Raw genomic sequence first — 15,763 nt, 5'->3', positions numbered from 1 at the left:
TCAGCGCCGATGCGTCGGCTTGGGCCGGTTCGCCAGCAACCCGGCGAGCGCCCGCGCGAAGGCGGCCGTGTCCAGCGGCTTGCCCCAGATGGGCACGCTGGCGAAGTGGGGCGGCAGCATCGGGTGCTCGTACGCGCTGGCGAACATGAACGGCGTCTGCCGCGCCCGCAGCTCGTCCGCGAGCGGAAACACCAGCTCGCCTCGCAGGTTGATGTCGAGGATCGCGATCGAGATCGGCGAGCGCGCATCGGCCAGCAGCGCCCGCGCCGACTTGATGTCCGCCGCCGGCCCGACCACCTCGGCGCCGAGGTTCTCGAGCGCCTGCGCGAGGTCCAGCGCGATCATGCCTTCATCTTCGACCACCAGGATGCGGTGGTGGTCCAGCCGGAGCTGCGCGTCGGTCATGAGACCTCGTCCCTGGTGTGCGAGAACGCGACGCGCCGCACTGAGTTTCCTGCCGGTTCGGCCGTGTTCTTTTCCCTCCCGGGACGTCGACCGTCACCCCGGGGCTTTGCGCCTCGTTTGAGGCTGGAACGGGGCAGGCTAGTTCTTCAGCTTGTACCCGGTCGCGAAGATGCGCCAGACGATCAGCAGGCAGGCGGCCATGAACACGAACGTCATCGCCAGGCTCACGCCCACATGCACGTCCGCCACCCCGAAGAAGCTCCAGCGAAAGCCGCTGACGAGGTACACGACCGGGTTGAACAGCGTCACGGTCTGCCACACCGGCGGCAGCATGTTGATGGAGTAGAAGCTGCCGCCCAGGAAGGTGAGGGGGGTGATGATCATCATCGGTACGATCTGCAGCTTCTCGAAGCTGTCGGCCCACACGCCGATGATGAAGCCGAACAGGCTGAACGTCACCGAGGTCAGCACCAGGAACAGCAGCATCACAAACGGATGCGCGATCCCGTAGGGCACGAACAGCCGCGCCGTGAGGAGGATGATCACCCCCAGGATCACCGACTTGGTCGCCGCCGCCCCCACATAGCCGAGCACGATCTCCATGGCGGACACGGGCGCCGACAACACCTCGTAGATCGTCCCCGAGAAGCGCGGCATGTAGATGCCGAACGACGCGTTCGACAGGCTCTCGGTCAGGATCGACAGCATCACCAGCCCGGGCACGATGAACGCCCCGTAGCTCACGCCGTCGATGTCGGCCATGCGCGAGCCGATGGCCGAGCCGAACACCACGAAATACAGCGACGTCGACAGCACCGGCGACAGGATGCTCTGCATCAGCGTCCGCCAGGTGCGCGACATCTCGAACAGGTAGATGGCTTTCACCGCATAGACGTTCATGACCGCCCCCGGACCAGGCTGACGAAAATGTCCTCGAGCGAGCTCTCGGAGGTTTGCAGGTCCTTGAAATCCACCTCGTGCTGGGCGAGCCGCCGCAGCAGATCGGCGACGCCGCCCTGGTCGGCCGTGGCGTCGAACGTGTAGGTGAGCTCGGTCCCGTCGGCCGAGAGCTCCAGCGCCGGATCGACGAGGCCCGGCGGCAGCGCCGCCAGCGGCTCGCGCAGATGCAGCTTCAGCTGCCGACGCCCGAGCTTGCGCATCAGCGCGGCCTTTTCCTCCACCAGCACGATCTCGCCTTGCCGGATCACGCCGACGCGATCGGCCATCTCCTCGGCTTCCTCAATGTAGTGCGTCGTGAGGATCACCGTGACGCCCGTCGCCCGCAGGGCGCGCACCATTTCCCACATGCTGCGGCGCAGCTCCACGTCGACTCCCGCGGTGGGCTCGTCGAGGAACAGCACCTGCGGCTCGTGCGACAGCGCCTTGGCGATCATCACGCGCCGCTTCATGCCGCCCGAGAGCGCCATGATCTTGGAATCGCGCTTCTCCCAGAGCGACAGGTCGCGCAGCACCTTCTCGATATGCGCCGGGTTCTTCGGCTTGCCGAACAGCCCCCGGCTGAACGTGACGGTGTTGATCACCGTCTCGAACATGTCTGTGGAGAGCTCCTGCGGCACCAGCCCGATCAGTGAGCGCGCTGCGCGGTAATCCGCCACCACGTCATGCCCGTCGATGCGCACATGCCCGCCGCTCGGGTTCACGATGCCGCAGATGATGCTGATCAGCGTCGTCTTGCCGGCCCCGTTGGGCCCGAGCAGCGCGAAGATCTCGCCGCGCTCGATCTGCAAATCGACGGTTTTCAAGGCCTGAAAGCCCGTCGCGTAGGTTTTCGACAGGCCTTCGACGGAAATGATGGGAGACACGGGAAATCCTGGGCGACCGCCGCGAGGGCTAGACAAACCCCTACATAGCGCGCGGCGCCCCCGAAGGGGAGGGCGCCTGCTCGGCGACCGCTGCGCGCGCTCCTTCTCCCCCCGGGAGAAGGTGTCAGCGAAGCTGACGGATGAGGGTCTGACGCCTGGAGCCCGGCGATGAGCCTCGATGCAACCCGCTAGTCCCTCATCCGGCCCTTCGGGCCACCTTCTCCCGGGGGGAGAAGGGGCGCGCCTCTGACGAGCGCACGTTCAAGGCAGCGCCTTCAAATACCGCACCGTCCGCCCGGCGCTCACCGCCTGCGCGGCGTGCACGATCGCGTTGGCGTCCAGACCGTGGTGGCGATAGAGGTCCTCGATCGTGCCCGTCTGGCCGAAATGCTCCACGCCCAGCGCCTTCTGGCGGTGGCCGTAGACGCCGCCCAGCCAGGCCAGCGTCGCCGGGTGGCCGTCCAGCACCGAGACGATGCCGCAGTCGCGCGACAGCGGCGCGAGCAGCCGCTCGATGTGGCTCGTGGCGTCGTGCATGCCGCGCTGGCGGGCGCGCTCGGCCGCCTGCCAGCCGGCGTTCAGCCGGTCCGCCGACGTGATGGCGAGCAGCCCCACATCCCGCCGATCCTCGGCCAGCAGCCCCGTGGCGGCGATCGCCTCGGGGGCCACCACGCCCTGATAGGCGATGACTACGCTGGCGTTGGGGCCGGGCGGCCTCATCCAATAGGCGCCGTTGACGATGTCGCGGCTGAGCTCCGCCGTCATCGCCCGGTGCGGCTGCTCCAGCGGACGCGTCGACAGGCGCAGATACACCGATCCGCCCGTCTGGTCGCGCAGCCAGGTAGTCTCGTCCGGGTCGCCTTCGCCGTCGCGCTGCATGTAGTCGAACGCGAAACGCATCGTCACCGCGAGCTCGTCCACGAAGGCCGGCTCGAAGGCGCAGAGGCCATCCTGCGCCATGCCGATCAGCGGCGTCCCGATCGACTGGTGCGCGCCGCCTTCCGGCGCCAGCGTCACGCCTGACGGGGTCGCCACCAGCAGGAACCGCGCGTCCTGGTAGCAGGCGTAGTTCAGCTGGTCGGCCGAGCGGTAGATGAACGGGTCGTAGACGGTGCCGATCGGCAGGAGCCGCACGCCGTTGATGGAGTGCGACAGCCCCAGCGCCGATAGCATGATCATGAGGTTGGACTCGGCGATGCCGAGCTCGAAATGCTGCCCCTTGGGCCCGAACTCCCACGCATAGGTCGAGGGAATGCGCTCGGCCTTGAAGGTGTCCGCCATGCTCTCGCGGGCGAACAGCCCTCGCCGGTTCACCCAGGGGCCGAGATTGGTCGACACCGTCACGTCAGGCGCGGTGGTGACGATGCGCTCCGCCAGCGGGCTTTGCTCGCGCGCGATCTCGTTCAGGATCTGCCCGAAACCCATCTGGGTCGACACCGGCTTGCCGCCCGGCGCCGGCGTCACGAGCGTCTCGGGCACCGGCACCGCCTCGGCGCTCAGCCGCCGACGGCCTTCGCCAAAGAACGGCGCCTTGGCGATGAACGCTTCCAGCTCCGCCGCGGAGGCGCCGGCCGCCTCCCACTTGTCCCACTCATGGCCCGGCCGCACGCCCATCTGGGCGCGAAAGCTCTCCATCTGGGTCGACGTCATCAGCCCGGCGTGGTTGTCCTTGTGGCCGGCCAGCGGCAGGCCGTAGCCCTTGATCGTGTAGCAGATGAAGCAGACAGGCCGGTCGTGCGTGGACGCCTGCTCGAACGCCTCGAGGAGGCTCGGCAGGTCGTGCCCGCCGAGATTGACCATCAGCGCCTGCAACTCGTCGTCCGAGCGGCGCTCGACCAGCTTGGTCACCGGCCCCTGGTCACCGATCTCGTCTAAGAGCCGCTTGCGCCAAGCCGCGCCGCCCTGGAACGTCAGCGCCGAATAGAGCTGGTTCGGGCAGCGCTCGATCCAATCGCGCAGCGTCTCGCCGCCGGGCTCCGCGAAGGCGGCCTGCTGCAGCGTGCCATGGCGCAGGATCACGACGTCCCAGCCGAAATTGGCGAAGATCTGCTCGAACTTCTTCCACAGCCCTTCGCGGATCACCGAATCGAGCGACTGGCGGTTGTAGTCCACCACCCACCAGGTGTTGCGCAGCCCGTGCTTCCAGCCCTCGATCAGGGCCTCGTAGATGTTGCCCTCGTCCATCTCGGCATCGCCGATCAGGCTCACCATCCGGCCTTCGGGGCGGTTCTTCATCCAGCCATGCGCGGACACGTAGTCCTGCACCAGCGACGAAAACAGCGTCTGCGCCACGCCGAGGCCCACCGAGCCGGTGGAGAAATCGACGTCGTCCACATCCTTGGTGCGCGACGGATAGCTCTGCGCCCCCTTGTAGCTGCGGAAATTCTCCAGCTTCTCGCGGGTCTGGTTGCCCGCCAGATACTGGATCGCATGGAAGATCGGCGACGCATGCGGCTTCACGGCGACGCGGTCCTGCGGCCGCAACGCCGCGAAGTACAGCGCCGTCATGATGGCGCCCAGCGACGCCGAGGAGGCCTGATGGCCCCCCACCTTCACCTCGCCGGCCGGGCGAATGTGATTGGCGTTATGAATGGTCCACGCCGCGAGCCAGGACACGCGGCGTTCGAGTTCACGAAGAAGGGGGATGCGAGCGTCGGTCATGCCGCATTGAACGGGGCGCCGCTCGCGGTTGCAAGCTCCTCGCGGTCCGGCGGCCACAAGACCTTAACGCCAGACCAGCTTGAGCCTGCGTCTCAGCGGCTTGAGCACTTCGCATTCTGGAGTCCCTCGTCCTTCGAGACGCAGGCCGAAGACGGCCTGCTCCTCAGGATGAGGGTATTGAGGGTTTTCGAACTACTTCCCGTCCAGGCTCTCAGGATGAGGGGACGGTGGGTGGCGCAAAATACTAGCTGCAGCTTCATCAACGCCCCTCATCCTGAGGAGCAGGCCCGCTTGGGCCTGCGTCTCGAAGGACGAGGGAGTCCAGTGCGCACCATTGTCGTGCTTGCTTGAACAGGCCGCTTAAGCTCAAGCTCAGCTGCAACGATCCGGGGACGGCGGCATGGATCAGGGGTGCTGGCTTTACGTCCTTCTTTGCGCCGACGGCAGCTACTACGTGGGCGTTACGCGCAAGGACGTCGAAACGCGCTTGAGCGAACACAATCTGGCGCTGTCGGGTAAAGCCTACACGGCCCGGCGCCGACCCGTGACGCTCGCCCATGCGGTGCATTTCGAGCGCGTGCTCGACGCGATCGCGGCCGAGCGGCAGTTGAAGGGGTGGCGAAGGGAGAAAAAGGAAGCTTACATCCGCGGAGAGTTCGAGCTTTTGCCTCAGCTGTCCAGCAGGCGCGTTCGTATGCAAGCCGTTTAGCTCTCCGTTGGCGCACACTGGAGTCCCTCGTCCTTCGAGACGCATCGCCAAGGGGCGATGCTCCTCAGGATGAGGGGATTCTGGGTCGGCGCCGCATTACGACTTCGGCGCCGCACTACGATTTCCCAACATCCTTCTTGGCTGAAGGCCATTGCACCAAGTCCAGCACCAACGCCCCTCATCCTGAGGAGCAGGCCCGCTTGGGCCTGCGTCTCGAAGGACGAGGGAGTCCAGTTGGCTCAACCCCATATGGCGTCGAACCGCGAAAGCGCCACCGTGCGCTTCACTTCGCCTTGGTGGCCGACAACGGCGGGGCCACCACGAAGCTGGGGATGGCTTTCGCGTCCGCGACTGCGGGCGGGGCTGCCGGGGCGGGCGCAGCCTGAGGCTCGGGGGATTTTTGTACGATCGCGCCGGTTTCGATCTGGGGCGGCGAGGTGTCCTCGAAGACGGTCTCGACGCCCTTCTTCACCATGCCGGCCAGGTCGGAAACGTCCCAGTTCGTGAGCCGGACACAGCCATGCGAGTAGGTGCGGCCGATGCGGCTGGGTTCGGCCGTGCCGTGGATGCCGTAGCTGGGCTCCGACAGGTCGATCCAGACGGCGCCGACGGGGTTGTTGGGGCCGGCCGCGACCGTGAAGGGCTCGGTGGTCTTCACGCCCTTGAACGCGTATTTCGGGTTGTAGTGGTAGACCGGGTTGCGGGCCACCCCCGTGATCTTGAACGAGCCGCTCGGGGCGGGCTTGTCGTCGCTGCCGATGGAGGCCGGATAGGCGGCCACCAGCGCCCCGTCCTCGCCGAAGGCGCGCAGCAGGCGGGCCTGCTTGTCGATCTCGACGCGCGAGACCTTGATCTTGCCGCCTTCACGCGCGACGTCCGGGACGACGATTTCGTCGCCCGCCTTCTTGAAGCTTTTGCCGGGATTGAGTTGCGCCAGCAGCGCCTCCTCGAGGTGGAAGCGCTCGGAGAACATCTCCTTCGGGTTCTTGTAGCCAAGGCGATCGAGCTTGGCCTGCTTTTCGAGTTGGGCCGGAATCGTCTTCGTGAACGGCCCCTTGATGTCGGACGCCTTGATCTCGTAGCGGGTGAGGGCCGGCTTGGCGTCCTGGTTCAGGGCGTCCCAGGTCGCCTGGTCGAGCTTGCCGCTCACCGGAAGCCGTCGGGCCTGCTGGAAGGCCGACAGCGCCTTGTGGAAGTTCTCTCCATCCTTGCCATCGATCGAGCCGGGCGAGAAATGCTGGCGGTCGAGCAGGACCTGGGCCTTGAGATAGCCCGGCTGGAACTTCGCCGGCGGCGCCTTCGCGCCAGCCTTGCCGGCCTTCGGAGGCGCGGCTTCGGGCGGCAGGCCCGCGGCGTTCACGGCCTCCAGGTCGAACTTCGGCGCGCCTGATTTGGCCTGCGCGCCGAGAGGACACGCGACGGCGCCGAGAAGGAGAACCCAAGCCACGCGACGCATCCGAAAACTCCCTTACAAATCCGCACCTTGCTAACTGAGACAATGCCGTGGCGCGGCGCATGTTCCCGCCTACTGGCAGATGCGGTAGCCCTTGCGCCGGTCGCGCATGTCGAGGTGCAGGTGGTCGGCGTGCTCGGCGTTCGTGCCGGGGCCAAGGACGGTGGTGAACAGGCGGCAGGCGCCCGTCCGCGACGCGTCGGCGAAGCGCCCCTCCGGGCCTTCCGGATCGGCCTTGCCGACCGTGACGGCAGCGTGCTTGTGGAACTCGAAGCCCGCCACGTCGACGCCATTGGCGAAGGCGTGCTCGCTAAGCTTGGCGCCCTGCTGGTGGTTCTGGGAGCGGCACTGATAGGACGTGCCGATCACGATGCGCGACAACGGAGCGGACAGCTCCTTGTCGGCCGCCACGCCGACCACGTCACGCGACCACAGCGCGAGCGCCTCGGCGGCGCGGCAGGTGAGCGTGACCGGGGGCGACACCGCCACGCCATCGGGCAGGCCGGCGACTTCGAGCGGCGTCGTAGCCCCGCAGGCGCCCTCCGCGATGGCGGGCAGCGCCTTGGATTTGACGCCGAGCTTCGCCAGGCGCTCGGGGCATTCGGGATCATCGTCGGGCGGCGGCGCGGCGGCCTGCTGCGAGGGTGAAGCCTCGGGCGCTTTGCCGTTCTGGGGCGCGGGCTGGGGCGATGCGAGTTCGCTCGGCCGCTCAGGCGGCAGCGGAACGGCATCGGCCGCGGCCGGGGGTGAAGACGACAACTCGGGCGGGCGCTCCGGCGGAAGCGGCGCAGCGCTCTCGCCGGAGGGCGGCGCCGCCGAGGCGGCATGCGCGCCGGCCAGCGCCGTCGCGAGCGAGAAGAAGATGAAAACCAGGCTGGAGCGAAGCATGGGCATGGCGTCTCAACGCCGCGCCCACGCCAAGGTTCGGGCGAAAGCGGTCGATCAGCTCGGATCGGCCGCCAAAGCCGTGACGGTCGGCGTGCCGAAGGCGCTGACGCCGGTGTAGCGGGCGAGGCGCAGGCCGATCATCGAGTCGATCAGGTTGTAGACCTCGGCCACGCTCAGCGGCTTCAGGCGGCGCCCCTTGCGGGCGAAGAAGATGTTCTTGTTGGCCTTTGCGGCCGCCTTGAACTCCTTGGAAGCCGCCGTGGTAGGCTTGCTGCGCTGCAGCTCCAGCAGGGACGCGGCGTCCGACGGGCCAAGGAAATGCGTGAGGTAGAGTTCGGCGGGCTTGAGGTCGCGGCCGATACGGAACGCCACCTGGGCGCGGTCGCGCTTCATGAGCTCGCTGGCCATCACGGCCGCCACATAGGGGTCGCGGCGCAGCTCGAGGATGCGCGTGCGCATCTCGGGATCCTTCACGGCGGGCTTGTCGCCGGCAGTGTCGATGGCCGACGCCTCGAAGGCGAGGCCGTGGCGCGAGCCGTAATCGTGCACGACTTCGAGCCAGGTGCTCTCGATGAACTGGAACAGTCCCTCGGCCGAGGACGTAGAGGCGCGGACCTCCGGACGGAAGCTCGACTCCTTGTCGGCGAGCGCCATGAGGTAGACCGGATCGACCTCCGCCTGCTCGGCGGCGCGCAGCATCGTCATCACCATCTTGCGCGGCACGCCGAGGCTGCCGAAGCGCAGCTTCTCTTCCGGATCCGGGCCGATCGCGACCGGGTTGTCCTCGGGCAGGCGCAGCTCCTCGCCGGGCGCATCGGCCGAGGCGTCGCTCGGCATCGCGAAGATGCGGCCGGTGACGTTGCGCTCGGCGAAACCCGGAACGCTGTGCGCGATCGCCATCGCGATGGAAGGCAGCTTGGCGCTGTCGAACTCCTTGGCGGGAACGAACGCCACGGACGGCGCGGTCGCGACCGCCGGGACGATGCCCGACAGAACCGTGCCGGCCACGATGGCCAGGCACCAGCGCACCGCTTTGGTGGCGGGACCCGTCTTTTTCGGGAACACGGCGGCATCTGCCGCGTTGGTCGCGGGAAGGTCGGCGTCGGTGGACGCCGGCATTTCGGCGATTGACCCTCGCATACTTGCTCCGAGCATTTTGCCGCTGGCGGGCGGCTCTTCGTCGTTGGTTAACGGGTCCTTGACGGCCGGATGTGGCTGGAATGGGGCACATGCTCACGCCTGCGTGATCGTACTGATGGCGTGAGGGGATGAAATCTTCGGCGCTGCAGCCTCGTTGCTGAACATTCGACAAGCTTGAGCGGAGTGATTCGCGCCTATTTGCGCCGATGCACGCCCCGACATGGCCGCGATGAAGCTGGATGTGCTTTCAGCGACACAGCGCGAATAAAGATTCTCAGACTTCATCATACATGGCCGGTCGTTCTACTTTCCCAACCTGCGGAGCCAGCTTGAGCTGCTCGCTTGCGGCCCCTCCATTGACAGCGCTCGTCATTTCCCGTTCGGTCCGGCGTCGCGCCAGCGGCGGTTGCAGGGTTGAGCGGAGAGGCAGATGCAGCTCGGAATGGTCGGGTTGGGGCGGATGGGCGCGAACATCGTGCGCCGCCTCATGCGCAGCGGGCACGAATGCGTGGTTTATGACCGCAATCCCGAGCCCGGCCGGCAACTCGCGGCGGACGGCGCCACCGCGGTGGCGGACCTCGCCGCCATGGTGGCCAGCCTGCAGGCGCCACGCCACATCTGGCTGATGCTGCCCGCGGGCGCGATCACGGAAGCCACCATCGCGGAGTTCGCCGCGCTGCTCTCGCCCGGCGACGTGCTGATCGACGGCGGCAACGCCTTCTGGAAGGACGACATCCGCCGCGCCGGCGAACTCGCGCAAAAAGGCCTGGCCTATCTCGACGTCGGCACCAGCGGCGGCGTCTGGGGCCTCGAGCGCGGCTATTGCCTGATGATCGGCGGGCCGGAGGACGTGGTGAAGCGGATGGACCCGATCTTCGCCGCCCTGGCCCCCGGCGCGGGCGACATCCCGCCGACGCCCGGCCGCGAGGGCCGCGACCCGCGCGTGGAGCACGGCTACCTGCATGCCGGGCCCAACGGCGCCGGGCACTTCGTCAAGATGATCCACAACGGTATCGAATACGGGATGATGCAGGCCATCGCGGAGGGCTTCGACATCCTGCGCCACGCCGACAGCCCGCAGCTGGCGCCCGAGCTGCGGCTCGATCTCGACGTCGCCGACATCGCCGAGGTGTGGCGGCGCGGCAGCGTGATCACGTCCTGGCTGCTGGACCTCACCTCCACGGCCCTTGCGGCCGACGAGGACCTCTCGGGCTATTCCGGCCACGTGGACGATTCCGGCGAAGGCCGCTGGACCGTGCAGGCCGCCGTCGAGGAGGCCGTGCCGGCCGAGGTGCTGACGGCCGCGCTCTACACGCGCTTCCGCTCGCGGCAGGATCACACCTTCGCCGAGAAGGTGCTGTCGGCCATGCGCAAGGGCTTCGGCGGGCATGTCGAGCCCAAGCCCGCCCTCCAGAAGGACCCCAAGGCGTGAGCGGGCCGCTCGTTCTCGTCGTGATGGGCGTCGCCGGGTCGGGCAAGACCACCACGGCGCGCAACCTTTCCAAGGCGCTGGGCTGGCCCTACCGGGACGCCGACGAATTCCACCCCGCCGCCAACATCGCCAAGATGACGCGCGGCGAGGCGCTGACCGACGTGGATCGCGCGCCCTGGCTCGCCGCCATCGCGGCGTGGATCGACCAGAACCTCGCGGCCGGAACCAGCGCCATCGTGACCTGCTCGGCCCTGAAGCGCGCCTATCGGGACGTGCTGGCCGGCGGCCGGCCCGGCGTGCGGATGATCCACCTCGTGGCCAGCCAGTCGCTGATCGCCGGCCGCATGGCGGCGCGCAAGCACCACTTCATGCCGACGAGCCTGCTGGACAGCCAGTTCGCCGCGCTGGAGCGGCCCGCGCCCGACGAGCACGTGCTCGACGTCTCCGTGGAGCAGAGCCCCAAGGCGGTGGTGCAGGACATCCTCACCCGGCTGGGCCTGCGCGGATGAGCGCCGCGCTCACGATGGCGGCGGACCGCTCCGTCCTGCTCGTGATCGACTTCCAGGGACGGCTGATGCCGTCCATCCACGACGGCGCGGCCGCGATGGCCAACGCCCGCCGGCTGATCGACGCGGCCGGGATACTCAGCGTTCCGGTGATCTACACCGAGCAGAACCCCGAAGGCCTCGGCGGCACGGCGCCGGAGCTGCTTACGGATGGCGCGACGCTCTTCCGCAAGATGAATTTCGACGCCGTGCGCGAGCCCGGCTTCCTGGAGCTTCTGCCGGCCGGCCGCGAGATCGTCGTCGTCGGCTGCGAGGCGCATGTCTGCGTCATGCAGACCGCGCTGGGGCTGATCGAAGCCGGGCGCCGGGTCTGGCTCGTCCAGGACGCCGTCGGTTCACGCCGGCCGGAGAGCAAGGACGTCGCCATCGCCCGCCTGCGCGGCGCCGGCGCCGCCATCGTCACCGCCGAAATGGTCGCCTTCGAGTGGCTCGGCGACGCCCGCCACCCGCGCTTCCGCGATGTGTTGAAGCTGGTGAAGTAAAGCCGCTACTTCCTGGGGACCCCTCCCTCACAGCTCAAATCCCCTCGTTCTGAGGAGCAGGCCCGCTTGGGCCTGCGTCTCGAAGGACGAGGGGTCCAGCGCGCTCGTGATTTTGCGTGAGCTGGAATCCCTCGTCCTTCGAGACGCACCGCCAAGGGGCGATGCTCCTCAGGATGAGGGGATTGAGGCTGTCGAACCAATCTAGGGCCGAAGGAAGCTGCGAGGCGGTTGGAAGCCTCGCCCGTGCCCTCACGTCCGATAAGCCGGCTCCTCGGCGTCGAGCTGCCGGCGCAGGCTGAGCAGGTGCAACCTGGCCGACTCGGCGTCGCCTTCGCGCATCTGGCGGGAGGCCGCCTCCGCTATTTCCGTCGACACAGGCGTCACGCTGCGGCCCGTAGCCAGAGCGAGGCATTGCACCTCGCAGGCGCGCTCCAGGTAATAAAGGTCGTCCCAGGCTTCCGCGATCGTGGGGGCGAGCACCAGCACGCCGTGGTGCTTCATGAACACGATGTCGGCGTCCCCGGCCGCCGCCGCGATGCGGTCGCCCTCGCGCTCGTCCAAGGCCAGGCCGTTGTAGTTCCCGTCCAGGGCGGTGCGGCCGTAGAACTTCAGCGCGGTCTGGCCGGCGAAGATCAGCGGGTCGCCGTCCGTCATGGAAAGCGCCGTGGCGTAGGGCATGTGCGTGTGGAAGGCCACGCGGGCGCGCGGCAGGTTCTTGTGCACCCGGGCGTGGATGAAGAAGGCGGTCGCCTCGGGCTGGCCCTCGCCCGACACCACGTTGCCGTGAAAGTCGCAGATCAGCAGCTTGCTGGCCGTGATCTCGCGAAACGCGTAGCCGTATGGGTTGACGATGAAGAGGTCGTAATATCCCGGCACCAGGGCCGAGAAGTGGTTGCAGATGCCCTCCTCGAAGCCGTTGCGGGCCGCCATGCGAAAGCACGCCGCGAGGTCGACCTTCGCCTCCCACACCGCCGCGCCGTCGAGGCTCGGCTGGTTGCCGCCGTCCCCTGCCTGGGGCGGGGTGGCGGAAGGCGTGAGGGCGTGGGCCATGGTTCAGCTCCGGAAGCGCAGGGGCGGTAATCCGAACGCAAGCGGTCCATGGCGCAGGCGCCGCTGTCAAGCGCTCCCAAGCTCATCCCGGTGTGCAACCCTGCTGAGAAATCCCGATAAAATTCGATCGTTTAACCCGTGATTCACCGTTTTCGCGCTCTGGTCGTCCGTGGGGCTTTCTTGCATTACGCGTTGAGTTGGAGTGAGGACATGGAGCGGTTCGCGATAGGGGCCCGCGTTCGTTCGGGCGTCGCGACGGGTGTGTGGCTGTTGTGCGCGGCCCTTCTTCTCCTCTCGGCGCCGGCCGAGGCCAAGCGTCGCTCCACCAAGGCGGGCGGCTGGGCCCCGCCGCAGTCCGCGATGGTGTTGGACCCCGTCAGCGGCAAGGTGCTCTACGGGCTGGACGTCGACGGCCAGCGCCACCCGGCCTCGCTCACGAAGGTGATGACCCTCTATCTGCTGTTCGAGCAAATCGAGAAGGGCGCGATGAAGCTCGATACCCCGCTCCAGGTATCGTATTTCGCGACCACGCAGGCCCCCTCGCGCCTCGGCGTGAAGAAGGGCGAGACGATCTCGGTCGACGACGCCATCAAGGCCATCGTCACCCGTTCGGCCAATGACGTCGCGGTGGTGATCGCCGAGAACCTGGCCGGCACCGAAAAGGCCTTCGCCGAGAAGATGACCGAGAAGGCGCAGGAACTCGGCATGCGCAACACGCTGTTCGTGAACGCGTCGGGCCTGCCCAACAAACAGCAGATCACCACGGCCCGCGATCTCGCGCTGCTCGGCAAGGCGGTGCGCGAGCGCTTCCCCGACCTGTTCGGCTATTTCGCCACCAAGAGCTTTGAATATGCCGGCGCCAAGGTGCCGAGCCACAACCGGCTGATGAACCGCCTGGAAGGCATGGACGGCATCAAGACCGGCTTCACAAACGCGTCCGGCTTCAACCTGCTCGCTTCGGTCAAACGCGGCGACCGCAGCGTGATCGCGGTGGTGATGGGCGGAACCACCCAGAAAAGCCGCGACGACAAGATGGCCGAGCTGGTGAACCGCACCATCGGCGACGCCGTCCCGGCCCCCGTGATGGTGGCGGGCGCCGCCAAGGACGCGCCGCTCGCCTATGCGGCGAACGCCCCGATGGCGTTTCCGCCGCAGACGGCCTCCGCCGCGAAGCCCGCCGGCAAGCCCGAGCCGCTGCCGACGGTGGCCACCGCGGCGACTCCGGCGGCGTCCGCGGCCCTGATCGCGGCCGCCCAGGTTCCGGCCAAGACCATCCCGGCGATCACCGTTCCGGCGAACAACGGCCTTGCGACCACCGCAGCGATCTCCGCCGCGACGGCTCCCGCCAAGGCGGTCGACCTCGATCCCGTCACCACGGCGTCGATCGTCGCCGCGCCGGTCGGGGGCTCGCACATGCCCGTGATCCTGTCGCTGCTCGGCGCGCTCGCGCTCGGCTGCGGCGTTGTCGCGCGCCGGCGCTTCGGCCTGGCGCTTCCCGGCTCTGCCACGCTGTCCACCGCCGGCGTCGTCGCCCGCGTGGTGGCCGTGCACGTCCGCGAAACGGCGGCCGAAACCGCCGTGGGATCGCGCATCCAGTCCTTGGGCGCCTCGCTGCGCAACCGCGCTCCCTGGCCCGGAAGCTCCCCCGCCGCCATCGGCGCAAGCCTCCCGGCGATGGACATGGCGTCGGCCGGCCCCGCCAACGAAGCCGCCACCGCCGGCCCCTGGATGCCGCCGGGGGCTATCCGGTAAGGCGGTCCTCACTTCTGTCAGCGGCTCCAACGCCGTCGGGGATGCAGTTCAAGAGACAAGGAATACAGCGGGTAAGCTGCATCATGCATTCTGGAGCCCTCGTCCTTCGAGACGCAGGCCCAAGCGGGCCTGCTCCTCAGGATGAGGGTGCAGGTGGTCCGGGCTGAATGCGGAGCAGCCTCCACGATCCCCTCATCCTGAGGAGCATCGCCCCTTGCGATGCGTCTCGAAGGACGAGGGACTCCAGACGGCGCTTTCAGCCGGCGATCCAGACCTCAATCTCCAGGCGGTTCTCCTTGTGGGGCTGACAGCCCAATCCCGACCGCGTAGGGATGGCCGTGGAGGCCCTCATGACGCGCGATATCGTTCCTGCCCGCAAGCTCACCGCCATCGTCGGGCGGGTGATGATCGCCGATGGCGACACGTTCGAGACGCGGGACGTTCCGCAGATCAGCGTCGATCTTGAAGGCATCGCGCTCGACGGCCTGCTTGGGGAGCGCCATCGCGGCCACGCCCGGGCCGCGGATGCACGGGTTCCGTGGTATCCGCGCGGAACGCCGATCCGCAACGCGCGGCAGATTTCGATCGTGTGTTCGCAGGAACTGGCTGAAGTCGCCGCCCGCATGGAGATCGCCGAGATTCGGCCCGAATGGCTGGGCGCAAACCTGGTGATCGAGGGCGTGCCGTCGCTGTCCATGCTGCCGCGAGGCACGCGACTGTTTTTTCCGACCGCGGCGTCGCTGGCCGTCGAGGAGCAGAACGTGCCCTGCAAGGGCCCGGGCCGCATGATCGCCCGCAATGTCGGCGGGGACGCCGGCATGCCGTTCGACTTCGTCCGCAAGGCCGCGCGCAAGCGCGGGCTCGTGGCGTGGGTGGAAAGGGCAGGGGTGATCCGCGTCGGGGATACGGTCGAGATCCGCATCCCCGAGCAGTGGATCTACGCCTAGAAGATGGCTTCGCCGGCCATCAGGCCGAGCACCAGCAGCACGACGAAGATCAGCAGCGCCACCACGAACAGGATCTTGGAGAGCCGACCGGCCGCCGCCGAGACGCCCGTGAATCCCAGCGCGCCCGCGATGATCGAGATCACCAGGAAGATCAGGGCCCATTTCAGCATCGCGTCGCTCCTGTTGCCGTCCGCCAGGCCGCGCCCGGGACGTGAGTTGAAGTTGCGGAGCTAACCGCGAGCGAGGCAGGAAGGTTCCTTGCCGGGCGGCGTTGCGAATGTTGGGTTATTCAACCAAATCCCGCCTCTCCGGGCAGGCTTGCGGCTTGCGGGGTCGCGGCGAAATCTCATATGAGGATGGCGACCGAATCCCGCAGCCATGCGCGTTGCGGATGGCGCTCCGGCGTCCGGCCGACTGCACGAACGCCGGGGTGCGGCTGATAGCGCCCGGAACGA

Annotated in this window: 15 protein-coding genes; 6 read left to right on the top strand and 9 right to left on the bottom strand. The window is 67.9% G+C overall.

All coding sequences use genetic code 11. The features are described from left to right. The 4 genes from AC1DSZ_RS10605 to AC1DSZ_RS10590 form a co-directional block, all read right to left on the bottom strand. Entirely contained in the window at positions 1–405 is a 405-nt protein-coding gene (locus tag AC1DSZ_RS10605; protein WP_476838330.1) for a response regulator, read from the bottom strand. A 138-nt stretch (positions 406–543) separates the two neighbouring features. Beyond that, on the bottom strand, positions 544–1,305 hold the full coding sequence (locus AC1DSZ_RS10600) for an ABC transporter permease (protein WP_476838329.1): 762 nt from the start codon (positions 1,303–1,305) through the stop codon (positions 544–546). Further along, positions 1,302–2,228 (bottom strand): ABC transporter ATP-binding protein, encoded by a 927-nt coding sequence (locus tag AC1DSZ_RS10595; RefSeq protein WP_476838328.1) that lies wholly within the window; start codon positions 2,226–2,228, stop codon positions 1,302–1,304. Before AC1DSZ_RS10595 ends, AC1DSZ_RS10600 begins: the two co-directional genes overlap by 4 nt. A gap of 261 nt (positions 2,229–2,489) precedes the next feature. After that, a complete protein-coding gene (locus AC1DSZ_RS10590; protein WP_476838327.1) occupies positions 2,490–4,889 on the bottom strand; it encodes a transketolase in 2,400 nt (799 codons plus the stop codon). 400 nt (positions 4,890–5,289) lie between these two features. Between AC1DSZ_RS10590 and AC1DSZ_RS10585 the strand changes: the two genes are divergently transcribed. Then, on the top strand, positions 5,290–5,598 hold the full coding sequence (locus tag AC1DSZ_RS10585) for a GIY-YIG nuclease family protein (RefSeq protein WP_476838326.1): 309 nt from the start codon (positions 5,290–5,292) through the stop codon (positions 5,596–5,598). A 283-nt stretch (positions 5,599–5,881) separates the two neighbouring features. Here AC1DSZ_RS10585 and AC1DSZ_RS10580 read toward each other — a convergent pair whose 3' ends face one another. From AC1DSZ_RS10580 to AC1DSZ_RS10570, 3 genes are all read right to left on the bottom strand, one after another. Further along, positions 5,882–7,054 (bottom strand): L,D-transpeptidase family protein, encoded by a 1,173-nt coding sequence (locus tag AC1DSZ_RS10580; protein ID WP_476838325.1) that lies wholly within the window; start codon positions 7,052–7,054, stop codon positions 5,882–5,884. A 69-nt stretch (positions 7,055–7,123) separates the two neighbouring features. After that, the gene (locus AC1DSZ_RS10575; RefSeq protein WP_476838324.1) at positions 7,124–7,945 is read right to left on the bottom strand and encodes an extensin-like domain-containing protein; all 822 of its coding nucleotides are present in this window, start codon (positions 7,943–7,945) and stop codon (positions 7,124–7,126) included. A 48-nt stretch (positions 7,946–7,993) separates the two neighbouring features. Continuing rightward, positions 7,994–9,079 (bottom strand): transglycosylase SLT domain-containing protein, encoded by a 1,086-nt coding sequence (locus tag AC1DSZ_RS10570; RefSeq protein ID WP_476838323.1) that lies wholly within the window; start codon positions 9,077–9,079, stop codon positions 7,994–7,996. A 430-nt stretch (positions 9,080–9,509) separates the two neighbouring features. Here AC1DSZ_RS10570 and gnd point away from each other — a divergent pair, with 430 nt between their 5' ends. Genes gnd through AC1DSZ_RS10555 form a run of 3 tightly spaced genes read left to right on the top strand, consistent with a single transcriptional unit; the run spans position 9,510 to position 11,559 of the window. Next, a complete protein-coding gene (gene gnd, locus AC1DSZ_RS10565; protein WP_476838322.1) occupies positions 9,510–10,511 on the top strand; it encodes a phosphogluconate dehydrogenase (NAD(+)-dependent, decarboxylating) in 1,002 nt (333 codons plus the stop codon). Next, the gene (locus AC1DSZ_RS10560) at positions 10,508–11,020 is read left to right on the top strand and encodes a gluconokinase (protein ID WP_476838321.1); all 513 of its coding nucleotides are present in this window, start codon (positions 10,508–10,510) and stop codon (positions 11,018–11,020) included. Before gnd ends, AC1DSZ_RS10560 begins: the two co-directional genes overlap by 4 nt. Continuing rightward, on the top strand, positions 11,017–11,559 hold the full coding sequence (locus tag AC1DSZ_RS10555; protein ID WP_476838320.1) for an isochorismatase family protein: 543 nt from the start codon (positions 11,017–11,019) through the stop codon (positions 11,557–11,559). The genes AC1DSZ_RS10560 and AC1DSZ_RS10555 overlap by 4 nt, the downstream gene beginning before the upstream one ends. A gap of 249 nt (positions 11,560–11,808) precedes the next feature. Here AC1DSZ_RS10555 and AC1DSZ_RS10550 read toward each other — a convergent pair whose 3' ends face one another. After that, positions 11,809–12,609 (bottom strand): aldolase, encoded by an 801-nt coding sequence (locus AC1DSZ_RS10550; protein ID WP_476838319.1) that lies wholly within the window; start codon positions 12,607–12,609, stop codon positions 11,809–11,811. Positions 12,610–12,819: 210 nt separating this feature from the next. On the opposite strand from AC1DSZ_RS10550, the gene AC1DSZ_RS10545 reads away from it, so the two are divergent. Both AC1DSZ_RS10545 and AC1DSZ_RS10540 read left to right on the top strand, forming a co-directional pair. Continuing rightward, a complete protein-coding gene (locus AC1DSZ_RS10545) occupies positions 12,820–14,361 on the top strand; it encodes a D-alanyl-D-alanine carboxypeptidase family protein (protein WP_476838318.1) in 1,542 nt (513 codons plus the stop codon). 350 nt (positions 14,362–14,711) lie between these two features. Then, on the top strand, positions 14,712–15,308 hold the full coding sequence (locus tag AC1DSZ_RS10540; protein WP_476838317.1) for an MOSC domain-containing protein: 597 nt from the start codon (positions 14,712–14,714) through the stop codon (positions 15,306–15,308). Here AC1DSZ_RS10540 and AC1DSZ_RS10535 read toward each other — a convergent pair. Then, entirely contained in the window at positions 15,305–15,478 is a 174-nt protein-coding gene (locus AC1DSZ_RS10535) for a DUF1328 domain-containing protein (protein WP_476838316.1), read from the bottom strand. The two genes, AC1DSZ_RS10540 and AC1DSZ_RS10535, sit on opposite strands and share 4 nt — an antisense overlap. Positions 15,479–15,763: the final 285 nt, after the last annotated feature.

The sequence above is a fragment of the Alsobacter sp. P4_H11 genome, from assembly GCF_056400925.1.
This window is presented reverse-complemented; position numbering and strand designations above follow the sequence as displayed.